Annotated in this window: 16 protein-coding genes; 13 read left to right on the top strand and 3 right to left on the bottom strand. The window is 60.6% G+C overall.

Translation table 11 applies throughout. From position 1 onward, the window contains the following. Window positions 1–369: 369 nt before the first annotated feature. Window positions 370–939: a hypothetical protein gene (locus EI291_RS04110; RefSeq protein ID WP_148103377.1), complete on the bottom strand. Its 570-nt coding sequence runs from the start codon at window positions 937–939 to the stop codon at window positions 370–372. A gap of 502 nt (window positions 940–1,441) precedes the next feature. Next, the gene (locus EI291_RS04115) at window positions 1,442–3,898 is read right to left on the bottom strand and encodes an FG-GAP-like repeat-containing protein (RefSeq protein ID WP_170172500.1); all 2,457 of its coding nucleotides are present in this window, start codon (window positions 3,896–3,898) and stop codon (window positions 1,442–1,444) included. Between the two features lie 207 nt (window positions 3,899–4,105). Between EI291_RS04115 and EI291_RS04120 the strand changes: the two genes are divergently transcribed. From EI291_RS04120 to EI291_RS04160, 9 genes are all read left to right on the top strand, one after another. Beyond that, entirely contained in the window at window positions 4,106–7,345 is a 3,240-nt protein-coding gene (locus tag EI291_RS04120) for a tetratricopeptide repeat protein (protein ID WP_240635364.1), read from the top strand. Window positions 7,346–7,497: 152 nt separating this feature from the next. After that, window positions 7,498–9,198 carry a TonB-dependent receptor gene (locus tag EI291_RS04125; protein WP_125418314.1) on the top strand — a complete coding sequence of 567 codons (1,701 nt, stop codon included), beginning with the start codon at window positions 7,498–7,500 and terminating at the stop codon, window positions 9,196–9,198. Window positions 9,199–9,392: 194 nt separating this feature from the next. Beyond that, window positions 9,393–10,592 (top strand): HU domain-containing protein, encoded by a 1,200-nt coding sequence (locus EI291_RS04130; protein ID WP_125418316.1) that lies wholly within the window; start codon window positions 9,393–9,395, stop codon window positions 10,590–10,592. A gap of 110 nt (window positions 10,593–10,702) precedes the next feature. Further along, window positions 10,703–11,437 carry a MotA/TolQ/ExbB proton channel family protein gene (locus EI291_RS04135; protein ID WP_125418318.1) on the top strand — a complete coding sequence of 245 codons (735 nt, stop codon included), beginning with the start codon at window positions 10,703–10,705 and terminating at the stop codon, window positions 11,435–11,437. 99 nt (window positions 11,438–11,536) lie between these two features. Beyond that, a complete protein-coding gene (locus EI291_RS04140) occupies window positions 11,537–11,947 on the top strand; it encodes an ExbD/TolR family protein (RefSeq protein ID WP_125418320.1) in 411 nt (136 codons plus the stop codon). 135 nt (window positions 11,948–12,082) lie between these two features. Beyond that, window positions 12,083–12,967 (top strand): hypothetical protein, encoded by an 885-nt coding sequence (locus EI291_RS04145; protein ID WP_125418322.1) that lies wholly within the window; start codon window positions 12,083–12,085, stop codon window positions 12,965–12,967. A gap of 123 nt (window positions 12,968–13,090) precedes the next feature. Then, window positions 13,091–14,392 (top strand): bifunctional folylpolyglutamate synthase/dihydrofolate synthase, encoded by a 1,302-nt coding sequence (locus EI291_RS04150; protein WP_125418324.1) that lies wholly within the window; start codon window positions 13,091–13,093, stop codon window positions 14,390–14,392. A gap of 116 nt (window positions 14,393–14,508) precedes the next feature. Next, entirely contained in the window at window positions 14,509–15,171 is a 663-nt protein-coding gene (trmB, locus tag EI291_RS04155) for a tRNA (guanosine(46)-N7)-methyltransferase TrmB (RefSeq protein ID WP_125418326.1), read from the top strand. A gap of 117 nt (window positions 15,172–15,288) precedes the next feature. Next, a complete protein-coding gene (locus EI291_RS04160) occupies window positions 15,289–16,095 on the top strand; it encodes a maleylpyruvate isomerase N-terminal domain-containing protein (RefSeq protein ID WP_205701562.1) in 807 nt (268 codons plus the stop codon). A gap of 84 nt (window positions 16,096–16,179) precedes the next feature. On the opposite strand, the gene EI291_RS04165 is transcribed toward EI291_RS04160, so the two are convergent. After that, window positions 16,180–16,803 carry a beta/alpha barrel domain-containing protein gene (locus EI291_RS04165; RefSeq protein ID WP_125418330.1) on the bottom strand — a complete coding sequence of 208 codons (624 nt, stop codon included), beginning with the start codon at window positions 16,801–16,803 and terminating at the stop codon, window positions 16,180–16,182. Window positions 16,804–17,080: 277 nt separating this feature from the next. Here EI291_RS04165 and mnmA point away from each other — a divergent pair, with 277 nt between their 5' ends. From mnmA to EI291_RS04185, 4 genes are all read left to right on the top strand, one after another. After that, a complete protein-coding gene (gene mnmA, locus EI291_RS04170) occupies window positions 17,081–18,226 on the top strand; it encodes a tRNA 2-thiouridine(34) synthase MnmA (RefSeq protein ID WP_125418332.1) in 1,146 nt (381 codons plus the stop codon). Window positions 18,227–18,398: 172 nt separating this feature from the next. Then, complete coding sequence (locus EI291_RS04175) at window positions 18,399–19,178, top strand: hypothetical protein (protein ID WP_125418334.1); 780 nt, start codon at window positions 18,399–18,401, stop codon at window positions 19,176–19,178. A 159-nt stretch (window positions 19,179–19,337) separates the two neighbouring features. After that, window positions 19,338–21,044: a S8 family serine peptidase gene (locus EI291_RS04180; protein WP_125418336.1), complete on the top strand. Its 1,707-nt coding sequence runs from the start codon at window positions 19,338–19,340 to the stop codon at window positions 21,042–21,044. Window positions 21,045–21,237: 193 nt separating this feature from the next. Further along, entirely contained in the window at window positions 21,238–21,567 is a 330-nt protein-coding gene (locus EI291_RS04185) for a hypothetical protein (protein WP_125418338.1), read from the top strand. The last annotated feature ends 228 nt before the right edge of the window (window positions 21,568–21,795 follow it).

Here is a 21,795-nt window from a genome sequence, read left to right on the forward strand (position 1 = left end):
AAGGCGCGGCCTGCAGTCCGCGCAAAAGCCGCAGGCTTTTAGCAGGCTGCGGTAAGTCCGTTCTGAGGTTAGAAAAGCATTTGTGCCGGCCGCTCGATTATTGGCGCCCCGTTACAATTGATGTACTATACCCTGCACCAGTGCCGGCCACGCGGGCTGCACCACACATATATATCAGCCCGGCACCCAGCCGGGCCACCCAACGAGCCTCAAGCAGCACTGAACGGTGGTGGTAAAGGGAGTAATTTACGGTAATTTTTAAATAAAATATATGCCTTATTTAATACACAAAGATGTGATATGCCGCTTGTTGTTCTGCGCCTAAGACATCAACTTGTGTTATCCGGATTCCAAGGGTGCGAGGCTTCTTTAATTCCTTGCTTCATTCCGCGCCGAACTCAAATCCAGCAGATACTCGCAAGCCCGACGAAATGGAGCGTCTCTATCCGGGCTGTGACGCAGCACCAGGTGATACCCGGCGGCAGTATGTGCTTCCAGGACCCAGGTTGCCCCGTCCAGCGCCAACGACTCCTCAAAAGCGGGCAGCTGCTGAAAAGTGCTATTCCGTAGCATCTGCTCAAAATGCTGCCACTGCGCCGGGCTGACAGGCCGCGTTGTTTCCAGGGCCACCAGCTGAACCGGTGGGCGGTTGGCTTCGGCCACGGCCCGTCGCACAGCCGGGTCGGCCTGCCGCGTACGGAACTCCTGTTGCAGTTTTCTTTTTTCCTCCGCTGATGTTCCCGGCGGGATGAACTGAATAGGTGTCAGCCGAGGGCCGCAGGCGGGCTTATCCAACAACTGCGTCCGCAATGTTGCGCCGGCGGCCTGCTGGGTGAGTGTAAGCAGCACCGGCCGGCCGAAAGACCGTAGCCACAGAAATCGGTACCGGTCGGCCCCAAAGTAGTAGTTCGACAGTACCGGAGCCCCGAAATGCCACAAGTTGCAGGAGGCAAAACGGAGTTCATAAGGCAGACTCCCAGTTGTCTGTGTCGTGATGGAGTCGGTAGAGGTATAAGAGGAATCCGCCGCCGGGAAGAAAAACGTGCTGGAATCCCGCGGGAGCCCCTGCGCATCGGATATAGCCGGGTTTTGCGGATAGACTGACTGGCTACTAGTAGGCGATGAGCAGGCCGCCAGTAGCAAAGGGAATAGTAGGTAGATGCGGCGCATAAATAAATGGAGTAGTGCTGGCCGGTTCTGAATGAATTGAGCTATATGGTATTTGTTACCAATCCTCTATAGCTCAATACATAATAATTCATGGTACCTAATTCCTGGATGCGCCCTTCTCTGCTCTGTTGGCTTATCAGCGCCTTGCCAACAGCCTGCTGTAAGTATGCTTGCTACTCAGAAATAGTATGAACGGCCCACAAACAATAACGGCTGGAATGCACCGGCGCAAGCCTGCATTCCAGCCGTTCAGCACGGTTAAAGAAGGTTGTTACCGAAGCAGAAGGTGGCGGGTAACAGGTGAGGCCGAAGTACTGGTGAGCCGCAAAACGTAGGAGCCGCGCGCCAGTTTTCCTACCTGCAGCTCCTGCGTTGACAGGTTGCCGGTCAAGCTAGTGCTAAGCACTATTCGGCCAGTTGCATCCAGCAGCTCTGCCCGATAAGGGGAAGTGGCAACAGCCCCGGAAAAGCGCAGATACAGGCGGTCGGCAGCCGGGTTGGGATACACCTGCCACTGGTCGGCAGCAGCAGCCACGGCTTGGTTGCTGGTAACAGTGCCGCCTCCTTGCAGGAACGTATTCACCGCGCTGGCTCCCAGGTTGGCTACTGTAAGATCGGGGCGGCCATCGGCGTTTACATCCGCCACCGTCACATCATACGGTGCTCCGCTTACGACTAAAACGAGGCCAAACGACAGGACGCCGTTGGTATTACCCAGGATGGATACCTCCCTATACTGGGCATTCGTGACAATGACTTCAGGCTGCGCATTGCCATAGATATTCGCCACGCTCAGGCCGCTGGAATAAAAGCTGTTCTGTTGGGGCTCAACCTGAAATTGACCAGTGCCATCATTCCGCAGCACAACTACCGGCGACCGGCCTTCGCTGCTGGTAAGCAACTCGGGGCGGTTGTCGCCCGTGAGGTCGGCAGCAATAATTTGTACGGGAGTCCCGCTGGCGGTAATAATACTGGGGGCCGCAAACTGCCCGCTGCCGAGGTTCCGCAGAACGGCTACCGGGCCGGTGGAGTGGGCCGCCGCCAAGTCGGGCCGGCCGTCGCCATCCATATCAGTGGCTACCAAGCCGGTGGAAAAGGCTCCCGTGGGTAGCGCCAGCGGACTGGCAAATTGGCCGTTTCCGGTATTGAGGAGTACTGCCACCGAGTTGCCGCTAGCCCCGGATACGGCCAGGTCCGGGCGGCCGTCCGCATTGAAATCGGCGGCTACGACGCCCGTGGGGTTGCCCGGTACGCTGATGGTCGTAGCCGTTGTGAGTGTGCCCGTTCTGGTGGTATTCAGTAGCACCGAAAGCGAAGCGGCCCCGCGGTTGGCCGTTACGGCATCCAAACGGCCGTCTCCGTTTACATCTGCCAGCGCTACCGCTTCCGGCTGCCGACCTACCGGATAAGTAACTGCGGGAGCCAGTGTACCATCGGCCTGGCGGAGCAGCACGGCCAGATTACTCCCCGTGGCTGAAACGCCGCTTACCGTCACCACATCGGGCCGACCGTCGCCATTCAGGTCGCCCTGCACCAGTCGGAGCGGGCCATTGGGCGCATTAATGGCGGTAGAGGCGGCGGCGGTGAACCGGCCGTTGCCCAGGCCCGGCAACACGCTGAGCGACTGGGAAACCGTCTGGACATAGTTGGCCGTGACCAGGTCCGGGCGGCCGTCGCCCGTCAGGTCCGCCACGGCCACATCGTAGGGCGTTACCCCGGCAGCAAAGGAACCGGCCGAGGTAAACGCGCCCGTAGCCGAGCCCAGCAGCATGGTGATGTCGTTGCTGCGGCTGTTGGATACGACGATATCCCGGAAACCATCGGCATTCACATCGGCACTGGCAATGCCGGTAGAGCCTAGGCCGGCCGGGTACGTGGTGGGGGCAGCAAAGCCAGTGGCCGTTGCCAGGGTAACAGTGGCCGCGTTGGCAAAGTCGGCCTGCGCCACGTCCGGGCGACCATCCCCGTTGAAATCAGCCACCAGCAGCTCCACCCCATCCTGCGCGCCCGGATAGCGCCCCACCGAAGTCAGCACGCCGGTGCCGGAGTTGCGCAGTATTTCAAAGGTAGCGGTGGTACTGTTCGAGACGAGTACATCTGCTTTGCCATCGGCATTCATATCGGCTATGGTAATGCCGCCCGCCCCCTGCGGTAGTGTGAGCATGGTGCCTACATCTGTAAAAGTCCCATTACTCAGGCTGGCTAGCACGGTAAGCTGGGCGGTAGCACCCGCAGAGCTGAGGACGGCTAGATCCGGCCGGCCATCCCCCGTCAGGTCGCCGGCCGCCAACTCGTAGGCAGCGGCACTATTAGGCATAGGGTAGCTGACAGCCGCGTTGAAGCGCCCGGAACGGTCGTTGCGCAACACCGAAACTGACTGCCCCCCGTAGGAGGTTACGGCCAGATCCGGATACAAATCCCCATTGAAATCAGCGGCTACAATAGCATTCGGGCTACTGCCGACGGCGTAAGTCGTCACGGCCCCCAACGTATTGGTTGCGCCGTTTAACAGCACACCCACTTTGTTACCCACTAAATTGGCCGTTGCCACATCCGGGCGGCCGTCCCGGTTTAAGTCAACGGCTACCACGCTGCGGGGCGTTTCGGGGTAGGGAGAGCCCACGCCGTAGCCGATGGGTTGCGGAAAAACCGGGAATGACTGCGCGAAGCCTGCCAGGGCTGGTAACAGTAAACTACCGGCCAGGAGAAGAGGTAAGCGTTGAAGCATAGAAAACGCTGAATAAATGAGGAATGTAGACGTGGAAATTCGAACTGCTTCGGAAAAAGCCAGTAAAACTAGGTAAGAAACGGAGGCAATAGTCGTTTTACCAAGACAAAAAATGGATTCGCCGCAACCTGCGGGCATTTTTCTATACTTTTGGCTACCCCCGTTGCGGCTTCCCGCCGCGGCTCCTCTTCCGCGTAACGCTTTCTGATGAAACTATTCCCCCGCCTGGCGCTGGCCGCCTCCCTTTCCGCTGCCGCTCCGCTGGCAGCTTCGGCCCAGCAAACGCAGGTGTTCACCGCTGATGAACGCCACTTCCAGGAAGGCCTCGAACTATTCGACCGTGGCAAGTACGGCGCGGCCCAGCAGGCTTTCCAACGCTACCTCGACCTCACCCAGCGCCGCACCGGCGAGCTGGCCCCCGGCCGCACCCAGGATGCCGAATACTACTACGCCGTAGCCGGCCTCTACCTGTTCCACCCCGACGCCGAGGACCGCATCCTGGCCTTCGCCACCCAGAACCCGGCCCACCCCAAAGCCGCCCAGGCCTATTTCGAGCTGGGCAAGTTTTACTTCGATAAGAAGGACTACGTGCGGGCCATCGACTACCTGCAGAAGGTGGGGCCCGATAACCTCACCGACGACCAGCGGGCCGAGGCCGAGTTCAAGCTCGGCTACGCCTACTTCGCCCAGAAGGAGTTCGACAAGGCCAAGCTGCAGTTCGACCGCAACAAAGCCGGCAACCACCAGTACCGCTTCGCCAGCTCCTACTACGCCGGCTACCTGGCCTACCGCGCCGGCGACTACGCCGGGGCCCGCAAGGACCTGGCCGTAGCCGAGCAGAACGACGCCTACAAGCCCGTGGTGCCGGCCGTTATGTCGCAGATTTACTACAAGGAAGGCGACTACGACGGGCTGATTGCCTACGCCACGCCGGCCCTGCAGCAAACCCCGCCGCCCCAGAGCGCCGACGAGATTCAGCTGCTGGTGGGCGACGCCTACTACCAGAAGGAGGACTTCAAGCAAGCCGCCGAGTACTTCGATAAGTACGCCGCCGGCCGCAAGAAAATCGAGCCCGAGGTGCAGTACAAAATCGGGTACGCCAACTTCAAGCAGGGCGACTTCAAGGGGGCCATTGGCAACCTGAAGGGCGTGGCCGCCCGCCGCGACTCGCTGGGGCAGAATGCGGCTTACCACCTGGGGCTGAGTTACCTGAAAACCAGCCAGAAGCCGCTGGCCCTGAATTCGTTTGACGCGGCCCGCAAGCTCACCTTCGACAAGGTGATTACCGAAAACGCCACGCTGAAGTACGCCCAGGTAAGCTACGAGCTGGGCAACACCCAGGAAGTCATCAACGCCCTGCGCGACTTTGGCAAGCGGTACCCCCGCTCCAAAAACCGCGCCGCCGCCGACGACATCCTGAGCCAGAGCTTCCTCAACTCCTCCGACTACGCCCAGGCCCTCAGCTACCTCGATAACCTCGACGACCGGAGCCAGAAGCTCAACGCCACCTACCAGCGCGTGGCCTACCTGCAGGCGGCCACCCTCTACAACGACAACCGCTACCAGGATGCGCTGCCGGTGTTGGATAAGAGTCTGAAATATCCCGAGGACGAGGCCCTGCGTGCTGCCGCCCAGGTGCTGAAGGGCGAAATCTACAGCATCGGGCAGCAGTACCAGCCCGCCATTACGGCCTACACCGCCGCCGCCCGCACGGCCCGCACCGGCTCAGCCTCCGAAACCGACTTCGACCAAAAAGCCCGCTACGGCCTGGGCTACGCCTACTACAACACCAAGCAGTACGACCGGGCCCGGCAGCAGTTCCAGGCCTGGCTGCAGGACCCCGTGGCCAAGCCCGCCAGCCCGAACTACTACGACGTGACCCTGCGCCTGGGCGACACCTACTATATCAGTAAGCAGTACCAGCAGGCCCTGGAGCAGTACAACAAAGTCATTCAGGCCAACGCCGCCGATAAGGACTACGCCTACTACCAGAAAAGCGTGGTGCTGGGGCTGCTGGGCAAACGGGAGGAAGCCGGCGCCACGCTGAGCACCCTGCTCAAAACCTCGCCCAACTCGCGCTACGCCGACGATGCGGTGTACCAGCAGGCCCAACTTGATTACGAGGCCGGCTCGTTCCAGCCCGCCGTGGATGGTTTCAGCAAGCTCATCAACAACCGCCCCAACTCGGCCCTGATTCCGCAGGCGTTGCAGAAGCGCGGCGTGGCCTACCAGAACCTGGACCAGCACGACAAGGCCGCCGAGGACTTCAAGCGGGTGCTTACCCAATTCCCGCGCACCAAGGCGGCCAGCAGCGCCATCTACAGTCTGCAGGAAAGCCTGAGCGCCCAGGGCAAAACGGAGGAATTTGACCAGTACCTGGCCCAGTTCAAGCAACAGAACCCCGACAGCAAGGCCACCGAAAGCGTGGAGTTTGAGGCCGCCAAGTCGCTGTATCTGGCCGAGAAGTACGCCCAGGCCATTCCGCGCCTCGAAGGCTACCTGCAGCAGTACCCCAGCACCACCCTGGCCGCCGATGGCCGCTACTTCCTGGCCGACTCCTACCTGCGCACGGGCCGCAAAACCGACGCGCTGCCCCGCCTGAAAGCGGTGGTGGAGGAAGGCAAGAGCGAGTTTGTGAACCGGGCCGTGGGCCGGGTGGCCGACCTGGAGTTTGAAAACAAGAACTACGCCGAGGCCGCCAAGTACTACGGCCGCCTGCGCGAGGTGTCGCAGAACAAGCGCGAGGTGGCCAACGCCGGTATCGGGCTGATGAAGAGCTACTACGAAGCCGGCGACCTGGAAGGCACCCGCCGGGTGGCTCAGGAGCTGCAGGCCCAGGGCGGCGCTTCGCTCAACGCCACCAACCTGGCCCTGCTGTACCTGGGCAAGGCCAGCTACAAAGCCGGCAGTCTGGAGCAGGCCATCGGCGAGCTGACCACGGCCGCCGCCACCGCCAAGGACGAGAGCGGTGCCGAAGCCCAGTACCTCATTGCCAGCGCCCTCTACCAGCAGAAAAAGTACCCCGAAGCCCTGGACGCGGCCTACAAGAGCAATTCCGACTTCGCTAACTACGACCTGTGGCTGGGCCGTGCCTTCCTGCTGATTGCCGACGTGTACCGGGAGCAGAACGAAATCTTCCAGGCCCGGGCCACGCTCAACTCCATCATCGACAACAAATTCCCGGTAGCCGAAGTGGTGGCCGGGGCCAAGGAGCGCCTCGCCGCCCTGCCCGCCGACCCCGCCGCGCCGGCCCCGGCCGCGCCCAAAACCACGCCTAAGTCGGCCCCGGCTACCCCGCCTAAATCAACTACCAAACCCGCTACTACCACCAGGCCCACCGGCAAAACCACTCCGGGCAAAACGCCGGTGCGCAACTCCCTGGCCCCCTCGGAAGTGCAGCCCACCGACACCACCAGCAACCCCAGCACCACGCCCCGGGAGGAGTAATTGAATGCTGGTAGTAGCTGCAAGCACAGCTTGATGCTGAATGTGGTAATTGGTTGTTAATAAGAAATAAACACTGAGTAATAGGAGGGGGCATCAGGCTTTCTGCAGGTCTGCAATCCGGCTTTCCTCCTTGCTTAAGTTTCCCAGATAGAATGACAAATTCGTCTAAACTGCTGGCCGCTGCGGCCCTGCTGACTGCCACCGCCCACGGTACCGATGCCTGGGCCCAGAAAACGCGCGGTAAGATTGAGGATGCCGAAATTGAGATTGTGAAGGAGCGGGTGAACGAGCTGCCCGAGGCCACCCGCAATTTCGAGAAGGTGAAGGTGGAAGCCCCGGCCAAATCCGCCGAGCCCGTCAACTACTCCTTCCAGGATTTCCGCCTGCCTGCCGACAAGCTCAATCCCTCGGTGCGGGTGCTCACCATCCGGCAGGAAGAGCTGGCCCCGCTTACCGGCAACTACCTGAAGGCGGCCCTGGGTAACTACGGCACCGCCTACGGCCGGGCCTACCTGCACAACACCCGCTCCGAAGCCGGTAGCTACGGCCTCGATTTTAAGCACCTCTCGTCGGCCAACGGCCCGGTGGACCGTCGCAACTCCGGCCAGAGCCAGACCAGCCTGGGCCTGAACGGCGAAACCTACCAGGGCCCGCTGGTGCTGGGCGCGAAGGTGGACGTGGGCCGGGAGCGGTACAACTTCTACGGCTACAACGGCAACGTGCTGCGTGAGCTGCCCAAGGCTGACAGCATCAAGCAGGTGTTCAAGCGCGCGGCCATCAAGGTGTATGCCCGCAACCGGGCCAAGGATGCCGCTTTCCAGTATGATTTCGGCCTGGGCTTCAACTACTGGTCCGATTTCTACAACGCCCGGGAAAGCAACGTGTACGCCACTCTGCGCTCGGGCTACACGCTGGGCGAAACCAGCCGCGTGAGCGTGAATGGCGACGTGTCGTTTATCTCCCACAAGGACTCGCTCACCGTGAGCCGGCCCTTCGTGCAGGTAACGCCCGCCTACGAGCTGACTCTGGACCGGCTGGCCCTGTCGGTAGGAGCCACGCTGGGCTACACCGGCGACACCATCGGCAACGCCCGGCAGTTCAACGCCTACCCGGCCGTGCGGGCGGCCTACACCGTCACGGAAGACAAATTCGTGGCTTACGCGGGCCTGGGCGGCGCTATCCAGCGCGTGACGATGTACGACCTGACCACCGAAAACCCCTGGCTGGCCCCCAACGTGCGCGTGGCCGATACCCGCCGCGGGCCCACGCTGTACTTCGGATTCCAGGCTGCTCCGGCCCGGGCTCTGGAGGTGAATGGCCGCGTCACGCTCAGCAACGACCGGAACCTGTACTTCTACAACAACTCCCGCCGCGACTCCAGCAAGTTTGACCTGGTGTACGATAAGAAAGCCACCCAACTGGTGAACGTACACGGCGAAATCATTTACAACGCCGCCGAGCAGTTCCGCCTCGGCTTCAAGGCCGACTACAACGGCTACAACGTGAAGACGCTGGCCAAAGCCTTTCACCGCCCGGCCTTTCAGTCGGTGCTGTTTGGTAGCTACAACTTCTACGACAAGCTGCTGGTGGGCGGCGAGCTGTACACGTACAGCTCCAGCTACGGTGCCGGCTACAAGCCCGGGAGCTTCGACCCGGCCTATATTCCCGGTGCCCAAATCGTGCGCCCGACCGACACGGTAATCGACCTGAATCTGCGGGCTGATTACCGGATTATGGAAAATCTGAGCATCTTTGCTTTAGGCAACAACCTCATTGGCCGCAAGTATGAGCGGTTCCTGAACTATCCGGTGAAGGGAATCAACGTACTGGCTGGCGTAACGTATGACTTTTAATTCGGCGCTGATTTAATGCGTAACCAACCAGCTAATCATCTGTCATCCTGAGCACAGCGAAGGACCTTGCCCCGCCTGAACGCATAACCGGATTGGTTGTGAAAGCGGGGCAAGGTCCTTCGCTGTACTCAGGATGCGGGATATTTTAGTTGTTTTTCGCTCGGCGTTTTTTCTTTACCAGTACCCGCAACCGAATGCTTTCTGACCATATCCGCACCTTGCTCCGGAACCATGACTGCGTCATTATTCCTGATTTTGGGGGCCTGATTGCTGACTATGCGCCCGCCCAGATTCATCCGGTGCGGCACACGCTGGCCCCGCCGGCCAAACGCGTGGCCTTCAACCAGTCGCTCACCCGCAACGACGGGCTGCTGGTTGATGCCCTGAGTGCTCAGCTCAGCATCAGCACCGCCCAGGCCCGCCAACTGGTGCGCGACGCGGTGCTGCGTATGGAGCAGGAGCTGGAAAGCGGTGCGCGTACCGAGCTGAGCGGGGTAGGAATATTCCGCCGCACGCCCGGCCGTGGGCTGGAATTTGAATACACAGGCGCGCAAAACCTGTTGAATGCCAGCTTCGGCCTGCCCGAGCTGGTGTCGCGCCCGGTTCGCGCCACGGATGCCCTGCTGGCCCGTGAGCGGCCGGCTCCGGCCCCGCTGCTGGCCGCATCACGCTCGAAAAAAATGGTGCGGGCCTTCCGTACGGTTGGTACCGTAGTTATTGCCGGGCTGGTGCTGTCGGCCAATTACATCTTCGCCGATATGTTCGGCTACCTACCCGAGCAGCTGCGGATGCCGCTGCCCACCACCACGGCTGCCGCCCCGGCGGCTGAGGCCGTGGCAGTCCCGGTGCGCAGCCAGCAGGCCGCCCTGGGCAATCCATCGTCGGAACTCGCCGCTACGCCCACGCCCAGCATTGCGCCGGTTACGGCTGCCCCTAAGCCTGCCGCGGTAGCTGTAGCGGATGCCAAAGCTCCGGTAGCCAAGCCCGTGGTAGTAGCTCATCCGGCCGTTGCGGCCACGGTGGTAGCCAAGCCGGCGGCTAAGCCCGCGGTACAAACCGTAAAAGGCAAAACCGCCACTAAGCCGGCCACGAAAGCGCCGGGCTGGGAAAAAGCTGCGGCTACCAATGCAACCAACGGGGCCGCTTCTTCGACAATTAATCACCGCACGGGTCGTTACTTCATTGTGGCAGGTTCATACACCAGCCTCGCCAATGCCGAGAAGGGCCGTCAGGCGCTGGTTCGGTTGGGCCACCCGGCCCGGGTAATTCTGCCCGCCGCCGGCAGCCGCCAGTACATGCTGTCGGTAGCTGACTACCCGGACCGGACGTCGGCCGACCGTCAGGCTACCATCCTGCGCAAGCGCCTCGGCGACCTGTGGATCAAAAATTACTAGTCTCCCACTTGAATTAATCTTACGCATTTGTGAAAAGCTAAAACGCTGGAGGCAACCTGTTTAGGGCCTTCGTGTTTTAGCTTTTCTTTTGCTCTTACTTTCTCTCCCGCATGACGCACCTGCTCTCTTTGCTGCTGCAACTTCAGGTAGGGCAACCGGCCCCCGCCGCTACGCCCGCCGCCGCTGCCGACTCCGCGGCTACAGCCGCCAATGCCGCCGCAGCTGCTGCGCCCGGCCTCTCGCTCATCGACCTGATTCTGGCCGGGGGCTGGATTATGGTGCCGCTTTTCCTGCTCTCGTTCATCTCCATTTACATCATCATTGAGCGCTACATCACCATCCGCAAAGCGGGAGCCGTGCCGGAGTCGTTCATGCCCGGAATTCGGAACCTGATGGTGAAGGGTGATTTGCAGGGGGCCAAAATGCTGTGTGCGCAGAACTCCACGCCGTTGGCCCGCATGATTGAGAAGGGTATTCGCCGCATTGGCCTACCGCTCAAGGAAATCGAAACCAGCGTGGAAAACGTGGGCAAGATTGAAATTGCCCGACTTGAAAAGAACATCAACGTATTGGGCATTGTGGCCGGTATTGCGCCCATGCTCGGTTTCGTGGGTACTATCATCGGGGTAATCAAGATTTTCTACGCCATCAGCTCCACCGGCGACTTTGGCATTGCCCAGATTTCGGGCGGTCTGTACACCAAAATGGTGACGTCGGCGGCCGGCCTTATCGTGGGTATCATTGCCCACATTGGCTACCACTGGCTCAGCATCATGGTGGAGCGCATGGTATTCCGCATGGAAAACTCGGCCATCGAGTTCATGGACATTCTTCAGGACAATTAATCAGTTGCCAGTTAATAGTTAACAGTTGCCCGCGCAGGATAGCCTGAAGAAGCAACGTCAATAACTGGCAACTGGCAACCGGCAACTGATAAACGCAAAATGGATTTAAGCCGGCGTCGTAAGCTTTCTTCCCATGTCGAGACCAGCTCGATGAACGACATCATGTTCTTCCTGATGCTGTTCTTCCTGATTGTCTCGACGATGGTGAACCCCAACGTCATCAAGCTCATGCTGCCCAATGCCCGCTCGGGCAAGCAGGCCATGAAGCAACCCATCACCGTTTCCGTGGATGCGGCCGGTACCTACTTCATCGACCGGCAGCCCATTACGCCGGATCAGCTGGAGCCGGAGCTGCAGCGCCGGGTGCAGGGGCTGGAAAGCCCCACAGCCGTGCTGCGCGTGGATGCCTCGCTGAACGTGCAGAAGCTGGTGGATATCCTCGAAATCGGCAACCGCCTTAAGATTAAGATGGTGATGGCCACCCAGGCCCAGCAAGCGTCCGGTAAGTAGCCCGAAACCAACTGAACCAGGAGCGGCCGTTTTGCCGTTCGGGAAATAGCACCACGCCCCGTCTGCCGTTTTTCGGAGCGGGGCGTACTGTTTGACTGCATCGGCCTCGGCCATTGCCTCCGAAATATTACCATCATGGCAACTGACTATCGGGAAGAACATCGGCGGGAGGCGCTCATCGGCACCGTGGCCGTGCACGCGGCCCTGGCGGCGCTGTTCATCTTTACCGTCTTCAAAGGCCCCGACCCACCCCTGGAAACCCTCGGGGGCGACGGGGTGGAACTGAACTACGGCGTGGACGAAGTAGGCTCGGGCGATATCCAGAGCCAGGCCCCCGCCAATGAGTCGCAGAACCGGGAAGACAGCCGCCCACCCGCGGCCCAGCCCGACCCCACGCCCCCTCAGCCCGCCGCCCAACCCGAACCCACGCCGCCCAGCGAGGAGCGGGTAGTAACCAGTGAGGCCGAGGAAAGCCCCGTAACGGTACCGCCGGTAGAGAAACCAGCCCCCGCGAAGGAAGTGGTGAAAGCTGAGCCGCCCAAACCCAAAGTGGACCAGCGCGCCGTGTTCACGCCCCGCGCCAACCGCGCCGAGGGCGGCGGCAACGGCGTAAACGGCACCAGCAACGCACCCACCGGCAACAACAACGGCGACAACCCCGGTACCGTGGGCGACAAAGGCGACCCGCGCGGCACCTACGCCGGCACGGCGTACTCCGGGGAGCCGGGCAGCGGCGGCCGTGGCACCAGCCCCGGCAGCGGCGGTCTGGAAATGTCCGGCTGGGCTGCTGTTAACCGACCCAACGTAGCTGGGGTTGACAACAGTCCGGGTTTTGTGAAGTACAAAATCAAAATCAACGCCGATGGTGAGATTGAGGCTGTAACCAAGGTGTCCGGCAACGTCTCACCGGCGCAGGACCGGCTTTGCCGGGATGCTTTGGAAAAGGTGGAATTCCGTCGGACCAGTGCCGCCGAGGGCGGGGCTACGGGCTTCTATACCTTCCGCTTCACGGTGCAGTAAGTCTTGTCGGCTCAGCCACGCAAAGCGCCACTTCCGCAACGGGGTGGCGCTTTTGCGTGGCTAAGGCCGTGGGCGAGTGGCGGAGTGCGCTACCTTTGCAGTCCACCCGCACATTCTGGCCCCATGACCTACCAGCAAACCCTCGACTTTCTCTACCAGCAGCTGCCCATGTTTCAGCGGGTGGGGGAAGCGGGGTACAAGCCGGGGCTGCAGCGGACGGAGGAACTGGCGGCGGCCATGGGCAACCCCGAGCGGCGGCTGCGCTGCGTACACGTAGCCGGCACCAACGGCAAAGGCAGCTCCTCGAATATGCTGGCCGCAGTTTTGCAGGCGGCCGGCTACAAAGTGGGTCTGTACACCTCGCCCCACCTCAAGGAATTCACGGAACGCATCAAAGTCAACGGCCAAGACCTGGACCCCGACTACCTGGTGCAATGGGTGGCGAAGTGGCGCGGGTTGTTCGACGAGGTGCAGCCCTCGTTTTTTGAGATGTGCGTGGCGCTTTGCTTCGACTATTTTGCCGAGCAGCAGGTGGATGTGGCCGTGGTGGAAGTGGGCCTGGGCGGCCGGCTGGATTCCACCAACATCATCCGGCCGCTGGTGTCGCTCATCACCAACATCAGCCTCGACCACCAAAACCTGCTGGGCGATACGCTGCCGCTCATTGCGGCCGAAAAAGCCGGTATCATCAAGCCCGGCATACCCGCCATCATCAGCCAGACCCAGCCCGAAGTAGCCGACGTGTTCCGGCTGAAGGCCGAAGCAGAAGGAGCTCCGCTACTCTTCGCCGATGCCCATTTCCGGGCGGAACTGCGGCAGCCGCCCGCGCCCGACGACGCAACCCAGCAGCTCTTGGTGCTCCGCAACGACGACATCTATCTGGATAACCTGGAGCTTGGCCTGGTAGGCGACTACCAGCGGCTAAACCTGCCCGGCGTGCTGGCCACCGTGGACGAGCTGCGCCGCCAGGGTTTCATCATCAGTGAAGACGCGCTCCGCCAGAGCCTGCGGGACGTGCGCCGATTCACGGGGTTTAAAGGCCGCTGGACGATACTGGGCCGTCAGCCGCTGGTGGTCTGCGACACGGGGCACAACGAGGCCGGTATCCGGTTCATTACCGGCCAACTGGCGCGGCTCCCGTACCGGCAGCTGCATTTTGTGCTGGGAGTGGTGCAGGATAAAGACGTGAGCAAAATGCTCAGCCAGCTGCCTCCGGAGGCCACGTATTACTTTTGTCAGGCCAACATTCCCCGGGCGCTACCGGCTGAAGAATTGGCGGCCAAAGCCGCTGCTTTCGGGCTGTTTGGGGCAGTGTATGGCCCCGTACCGGCCGCCGTAGCCGCTGCCCGCGCCGCCGCCCGGCCCGATGATGTGGTCTTCATTGGGGGTAGTACCTTTGTGGTGGCGGAAATCGAGGAGCTGTAAAGTTGTTGTTCATTTTTGGTTGTTGGTTTTTCGTTGGTTGCAGAGCGCAACAGCGGCTTCCAACCACTGAAACCGAGCAACGAACAACTAAAAACCAATAACGAAAAACCAACCCAGTGAGTCGCGTAAAACTGAAGCGCTTTGCCGATAATGCCGAACGGCCCGATGTAGTAGAACCCGGCAAAGCCACCTATCAGCAGCTCGGCGGCCGCTGGCACCAGGAGTTCTTTCATAACCCAAACCCGATTACCCTGGAAGTGGGCTGCGGCAAAGGTGAGTACACCGTGGGCCTGGCCGAGCGGTACCCGGAGCGCAATTTTCTGGGGCTGGATATCAAAGGCGAAAGAATCTGGCGGGGCAGCACCCGGGCCGAGGCCCTGGGCCTGAAAAACGTGGGCTTCATCCGCACCCGCGCCCACGACCTGCTCACGCATTTCGCTCCCGGCGAGCTGCACGAAATCTGGATTACCTTCCCCGACCCACGCCCCCGCGACCGGGACATTAAGCGCCGCCTCACGGCCCCGCGCTTCCTGGACCTGTACCAGCAGATTCTGCGCCCCGGCGGCCTGATTCACCTCAAAACCGACAACGAGGACCTGTTCGACTACTCCCTGGAAACCGTGCAGCAGCGCTCCGGTGCTACCATCGTGGCCCATACCAAAGACCTGTACGCCACGCCCGAGCTGCTGCCCCACGCCGAGGACATCCAGACCACCTTCGAGCGTAAGTACCGCTCCGTGGGTGTACCCATCAAGTACCTGCAATTTCGGGTGAGCTAAGCCCGGCTACTTCCGGATATCAGCCAAAAAGGCGCGGCCCATGCAGGTCACGCCTTTTTGCTTTACTTGGGCCTGCTAACGACTTGACTGATGCAGCCTGTTCAGATTCCTCAAACTATGCCGCTCTTCCTGGTTCTGGATGACCTGCTGGTAAACGTATTGCGCGGGCTAAGCCCCGCTGATTGGCAACGGCCCACGCTGGCGCCCGGCTGGACGGTGCAGGATGTAGCCCTGCACTTGCTGGACGGCAGCTTACGCAGCCTGTCGATGCTGCGCGACGGACACGTTGCCGGCCCGGGCCCCGCCAGTGGCGAGTATGCGGATGTGGTGACGTACCTGAACCAGCTTAACAACTCCTGGGTGCAGGCGGGACGGCGGCTTAGCCCGGCCGTGCTGCTGAGCCTGCTGGAGCACATCGGGCCCCAGTACAACGCCTTCCTGGCGCAGCTGCACCCCGCCGCGCCGGCGGCATTTTCGGTGGCCTGGGCGGGGGAGGAGCGCTCCACCAATCATTTCCACGTAGCCCGCGAGTACACCGAGAAGTGGCACCACCAGCAGCAAATCCGGCAGGCAGTGGGCGAGGAGACTCCGCTGCTGCACCCCGAGCTATACCGGCCGTTTCTGGAAACCAGCCTGCAGGCCTGGCCTTTTCAGTACCGCGCCGTAGAAGCCCCTGTTGGGGCCGTAGTGCGCCTTACGGTGCCAGGGCAAGGCAGTTGGGAGTTGCTGCGCACCGCAGCCGGGTGGGAGTTGGTCTATCTGCCCGATGCCACCGCCGTAGCTCAGATAGAAATTCCCGCGCCGCTGGCCTGGCGGCTGTTCACCAAGAGCCTGCCGCTGGCGGAAGCCCGGCAAGCGGTAACGCTGGAAGGGCCGCAACATCTCACGGAGCCATTTCTGCAACTGGTCACTGTAATGGCCTGAGTAAGCTGTCGAATGCCATAAAAAGCGTAATGCCTGTTACTGCAGCAGTAACAGGCATTACGCTTTTTACGAATGAGCGGGTGTCTAATCGATTTCCAGCTGTTCAAACACGGCTTCCATTTCGTCGAAGTCGCGCAGACCGGGTTTGATTTCGTCGCCGCCCTGCAGTACAATGCCAGCCGGGCGAACTTTATCCACAAAGGTGCGCAGCATGTCCGGGGCAAATCCGGCACCCAGCCAGATAGTGTAAGTGCGGGCCTGCTCCGTGAGACGCAGCAGCTCAGCTGGATTCGGCAGGGGTGAAGGCGGGGTAGCCAGTACGAAGCCCAGATAGTGCGGAGCCTGCTCCCGGAAGCGCAGCTCCACATCCTCGGGCATCATATCCGGTATCCAGGTCGTGAGCTTGAGAACGGGTACGGTCAGTTGAGCCAGTTCGTCGGCGGGGCGGCGGCGGTGCAGCAGCACCGCGTGCAGGCCGCATTGCTGCACCAGGCCATTGATTTCGGCTACGGGCAGCGTATCGAACTCTCCAATCAGCTGCACGCCGGCTACCCAGCCGCTGAGCTCCTGTACGGCCTCCGGCGTCAGGTAATCGGCAAAAGACGGGTCGAGCCGAAAGGTGAGGGATTCGGCTCCCATGCCGGCGCAATATCGGGCATCGGAAAGGTTATTGATGCCGCGCACCATCACGGGAACTAGCAAAGACATAGCAAAGAAAATTGAGGGAAACAGGCCCGGCGCTTCCGCCGTTGCCGCTGCAATAATCGGGACTTCTGCGTGAATTGTTGGATTGTTGAATGGGTGAATTGTTGAAGGGGGGAATTGCTTGGATTGTTCAATGGGTATATGTGAGAACATATCTGCCGTCCTGCGTGCTGCCTATCTATCCACCCATCTAGCCATCTACCCATTCAACAATCCCTCTTTCGTATCTTTGCCCATTCGGCCGGAACCTTTCACGCTTCGGGCGCAATTTGATTCACGTATGAATACAACGAAAGGACGGGTGCTCGTCGCTATGAGCGGCGGCATCGACAGCTCCGTGGCAGCCGTGATGCTCCACGAGCAGGGGTATGAAGTGGTCGGGATGACTATGAAAACCTGGGATTACGCCTCGGCGGGCGGCAGTAAGAAGGAAACCGGCTGCTGCTCCCTCGACAGCATCAACGACGCCCGCCAGATTGCCGTGGAACTGGGCTTCCCGCACTACATCATCGATATCCGCGACGAATTCGGCGACTTCGTCATCAGCAACTTCACCGAGGAATATCTGGCCGGGCGTACCCCCAACCCCTGCGTACTGTGCAACACCCACATCAAGTGGGACGCCCTGCTACGCCGCGCCGACCAGCTCGGCTGCGAGTTCATTGCCACCGGCCACTATGCCCAGGTGCGCCACGAAAACGGCCGCTACGTTATCAGCAAAGGCCTCGACGACAACAAAGACCAAAGCTATGCCCTGTGGGGCGTAACGCAGGAAAGCCTGGCCCGCACGCTGTTCCCGCTGGGCCAGCTGCGCAAAACGGCCATCTACGACTTTGCCCGGGAGCGGGGCTTCACCGAGCTGGTAAACAAGCCGGAGAGCTACGAAATCTGCTTCATCCCCGACAACGACTACCGCGGCTTCCTGCGCCGTCGGGTGCCGGGCCTGGAGGAGCGCGTGGCCGGCGGCGAGTTTGTGCTGCGCGACGGTACGGTGGTAGGCAAGCACGAGGGCTATCCGTTCTACACCATCGGGCAGCGCAAGGGTCTGGGCGTGGCGCTGGGTTTCCCGGTGTACGTTACGGCCATCGACCCCGAAACCAACCGCGTGGTGCTGGGCAACTTTGATGACCTGGCCAGCACCCGCACGGTGGTGGGCAAGCTCAACATGGGTAAGTATGCCTCGCTGGAAGGCCGCGGGCTGGTGCCCAGCATCACCAAAATACGCTACAACCACGACGGCTCCCCGGCCTTCCTGGAGCAGAAGGGCGACAAAATCTACGTGTACTTCGAGGAGGCCGTGCACGCCGTTACGCCCGGCCAGGCCGCCGTGTTCTACGAAGGCACCGACGTGCTGGGCGGTGGCTGGATCGAGCGTCACACCATTGGTGAGATTCCCGAGCCTTCCGAGGCCGTAGCCGTGGGCTAACCGCATTGATTTGACAGGAAAAGCCGGTTCTCTAGCAGCAGAAACCGGCTTTTCTACGTTCATACGTCAGCTGATTACCGCGGTGGAACTGCACCGGGGCATCGGCCGTTCAAAGCGGGCAGAACTGGAAGTTGCCGAAGGAAGTGTACTTTCAGCCAGTGAATTCAATTCTATGAAACAGACCTATTCTTTTCAACAATTACGCGTTGCCCAGTGGCTATTGGGTGGCTTGCTGCTTGCCGTGGCGAGCTGTAAGAACGAAACCGAGGTACTACCCGATCAGGGACCCGAGTATTACCCCATGGAAGTAGGAGCTTACCGCATTTATGCCGTGGCCGATACCAGCTGGCGCAACAATGTGCCGACGGTTAGCCGTTTTCAGTTTCGGGAGCAGGTAGCGGCTGAACTCAGTCCCGATGCTACGGGCCAACCGGTGTACCGCGTGATTCGGTCGCGTCGCGCCACCGCCACTGATAGCTGGGCCGCGGACTCTGTGCTTACCGTGACGGTAGCCAAAAGCTTTGTCACGGAGCAACTGGGCAACCGGCGCACGGTAGTGATGGTTTTTCCTGCGCTGCAGGGCAAAAACTGGGACAGCAATGCTTTCAACACGCTAAACGGTCCTCTTGATTCGGCGCGGCAGGCTAATCGGGACTACCAGGTCAGAAACCGGTACTACGCGCAAACGGGTGCGGCCTTGAGTCTTCAGCGTGACGGCCGCAGCTACGCGTACGACAATACCGTGACTACCTTTAACGACCTGACGGCAGCCAATGGCGTGAACATTTGTGGGACCACCGTGCTGCGTACCACCTTTGCGAAAGGCATCGGGCCGGTGTACAGGGTGCGGCGGCGGTATTCACATGACTCGGGCACCCTGGCCGGCTGTAATCCATCCTTTATTTATCTGGGTCAGTCGCGCAGCGAGGTCCTGATTGAGAGCGGCAAGTAACGACCGTATAGCCAGGCCCCGACCTGACGCCCCGCTGAAACGAAAGCTCAGCGGGGCGTCGCGCTTTTTTAACAATGCACAGGGTCAGCTAAAACCCCTTCTAGGGTGTGAATTTCCAGGATTCGTGTGTATCTTCCGGCACGTCAATTCGCGCTCCGAATGGTTTTATTCCGCCTTTTACTTACTGCTGGTCTGAGCTTACCGGCCTTTTTTGCCCAGGCCGCCGGTGGTGGCTCTCAGCCGCCGGTGGATACGCCCGCCAGAACAACAGGCACCGTCCGCAAACACCTTGTGTATTTCAAGGATAAAGCGGGCACCCCATTTACCGTTACCAACCCGCAGGCGTTCCTGTCGGCCCGGGCCATACAGCGTCGGCAGCGGCAGAATATTGCCATTCTACCCCGGGATTTGCCGGTATCCCCGGCGTATGTGCAGCAGGTCAAAGCCGTGCCCGGGACGCAGCTCTGGTACACGTCCCGGTGGTTTAACGCCGCTATTGTCGCCTGCGACTCGGCTACGCTGCAGCAGGTGCAGGCCCTGTCCTGCGTCCGCTCGGCCCAGACCCTGAACCGGGGCGTGGCCGGTACCCGCAAGCCCAAAGGCGACGATGCCGATGAGCCCCAGGCGCTGGAACGCGGTACCCGCAGCCAGTATGGCAAAGCCTACACCCAGGCCCAGATGCTGGGGGCCGTGCAGATGCACGATGCCGGCTACCGGGGCGAAGGCATGCAGATTGCCGTGTTTGACGCTGGCTTCCCGGGCGTGAATACCGCCTCGGAGTTTACTTCCATCTTTCAGGATCAACGCCTGGCCAGCACCTTCAACGTGGTGGAGAAAACCACGCAGGTGTACCAGCGCGACAGCCACGGAACGCACTGTCTGTCTACTATCGGAGGCGACCAGTCGGGCTTGTTTATCGGCACCGCGCCCAAGGCCACGTTCCGGCTGTTCCTCACCGAGGATATCTTTTCGGAGCATCCGGTGGAAGAAGCCAACTGGCTGATTGCCGCTGAAAAGGCCGACTCGGCTGGGGTAGATATTATCAGTTCCTCGTTGGGTTACAGCACGTTCGATTATCCTTCCATCGATTATACCTACGCCAACATGAACGGCCGCACGGCGCTGTCCACGCGGGCGGCTACGGTAGCGGCACGGGTAGGCATGGTGGTGGTCAGCTCCGCCGGCAACGAGGGTAACAATAACTGGCACTACATCACGGCTCCCGCCGATGCCGACTCCATTCTGACGGTTGGAGCCACCGACTCGCTGTCGGTCGTGGCCGGCTTCAGCTCCCGGGGGCCAACTGCCGATGGCCGCATCAAGCCCAATCTGGCGGCTATGGGTGTGCAAACGGCCATTGTGACGCCCTCCGGCGTGGTTACCCGGGGCAATGGCACCTCCTATTCCTGTCCGGTGCTGGCCGGCATGGTGGCCGGATTCTGGCAGGCCAACCCCACGCTCACGGCCCAGCAGGTCATCAGCTTTCTGCAGCGTTCCGGCACGCGGGCCCTCACCCCCAACGATGATACCGGCTATGGTATTCCCAACTTCGTGCGGGCCTACAACCTCGCTAACCCCAGCGCCCCGCTGGCCGCCGCGCCGCCCGCTCCACGCCAGGACCTGCTGATTTATCCCAATCCCAGCAAGGATGATGAGCTATATCTGCAGCTGGCCGTTGATTTTCAGTCAACTCCGCTGCAGGTGCTGATCTTTGACGCGCGCGGCGCACTGGTTGCCGAGCAGCGCATTGCGCCCACCTCCTCTGCGGCCGTGCGGCTGCACCCGGGTGTGCTGACCAAAGGCATCTATACCTGCCGCGTAAGCAATGGGCGTGAACAGCGTACTGTTCGGTTTGTAAAGCTTTAATGCACAGCGGGATATTTGAACATAAAAAAACAGGCTGCGTTGGCCTGTTTTTTTATATTCAAATATATATTGCTAATTAAATTGGCTTGATTGGCATGGCGAATATTTTTAGTAAATTGGCAATGATTTACCAGATGACTATGTTGTCAGTCAGTACTTCATTCCCCCGGATTCACTTCTAAATTCTTCAATCATGCTTCAGATGATGGTTACCAAGCGCCTGGGCAAGCGCCAGTTTCATTTCACCGTACAGGGGGCCAACTTCCACGAGGTGGTGGCTGAGTACGACCGGCTCAGCTTCCCCGATGTAGCCAAATGCGGCCTCTGCGGCTCCGATAACCTGGACCTGACGGCCCGCGTGGCCCAGGACAAGTTCAAATACACTAGCCTGAAGTGCCTGGATTGCCGGGGCGACGTGACGTTCGGCAAGCGGGCAGATGATGATAAGACGGTATTCCTGCGCAAGACGGAAGACGGCAAGCTCGACTGGCGTGCGTGGGAAAAAGAGCCGGCCACCAAGTAGTCGGCTAGCTGCCAACCGGGTATAGCCCGAAGCAGATTTTTTTACCAGAGCCTCTGTACGGGTTCAGCCAGTTTGTGCGTTCAGGAGTAGGTACTCGTGGGCCCAGCAGACTGCTGTTCCGCTCGGAGGCTTTGGCTTTTCCAGGAAGCTGCCATCTTAGAACTACTGCGTGCTTTAGCTGGTCCCGTCGAGTTCTGTTATTCAATCCTGCGTTATTCAGTTACTTTC

It is taken from the genome of Hymenobacter rigui, assembly GCF_003944715.1.
Taxonomy (GTDB): Bacteria; Bacteroidota; Bacteroidia; order Cytophagales; family Hymenobacteraceae; genus Hymenobacter; species Hymenobacter rigui.

Bases quoted from the DNA above. Each gene is read 5' to 3' on its own strand.
- EI291_RS04115 (WP_170172500.1), bottom strand. From the start codon at position 3,898: ATGCTTCAACGCTTACCTCTTCTCCTGGCCGGTAGTTTACTGTTACCA.
- EI291_RS04120 (WP_240635364.1), top strand. From the start codon at position 4,106: ATGAAACTATTCCCCCGCCTGGCGCTGGCCGCCTCCCTTTCCGCTGCC.
- EI291_RS04125 (WP_125418314.1), top strand. From the start codon at position 7,498: ATGACAAATTCGTCTAAACTGCTGGCCGCTGCGGCCCTGCTGACTGCC.
- EI291_RS04130 (WP_125418316.1), top strand. From the start codon at position 9,393: ATGCTTTCTGACCATATCCGCACCTTGCTCCGGAACCATGACTGCGTC.
- EI291_RS04135 (WP_125418318.1), top strand. From the start codon at position 10,703: ATGACGCACCTGCTCTCTTTGCTGCTGCAACTTCAGGTAGGGCAACCG.
- EI291_RS04140 (WP_125418320.1), top strand. From the start codon at position 11,537: ATGGATTTAAGCCGGCGTCGTAAGCTTTCTTCCCATGTCGAGACCAGC.
- EI291_RS04145 (WP_125418322.1), top strand. From the start codon at position 12,083: ATGGCAACTGACTATCGGGAAGAACATCGGCGGGAGGCGCTCATCGGC.
- EI291_RS04150 (WP_125418324.1), top strand. From the start codon at position 13,091: ATGACCTACCAGCAAACCCTCGACTTTCTCTACCAGCAGCTGCCCATG.
- EI291_RS04160 (WP_205701562.1), top strand. From the start codon at position 15,289: ATGCCGCTCTTCCTGGTTCTGGATGACCTGCTGGTAAACGTATTGCGC.
- EI291_RS04165 (WP_125418330.1), bottom strand. From the start codon at position 16,803: ATGTCTTTGCTAGTTCCCGTGATGGTGCGCGGCATCAATAACCTTTCC.
- mnmA (WP_125418332.1), top strand. From the start codon at position 17,081: ATGAATACAACGAAAGGACGGGTGCTCGTCGCTATGAGCGGCGGCATC.
- EI291_RS04175 (WP_125418334.1), top strand. From the start codon at position 18,399: ATGAAACAGACCTATTCTTTTCAACAATTACGCGTTGCCCAGTGGCTA.
- EI291_RS04180 (WP_125418336.1), top strand. From the start codon at position 19,338: ATGGTTTTATTCCGCCTTTTACTTACTGCTGGTCTGAGCTTACCGGCC.
- EI291_RS04185 (WP_125418338.1), top strand. From the start codon at position 21,238: ATGCTTCAGATGATGGTTACCAAGCGCCTGGGCAAGCGCCAGTTTCAT.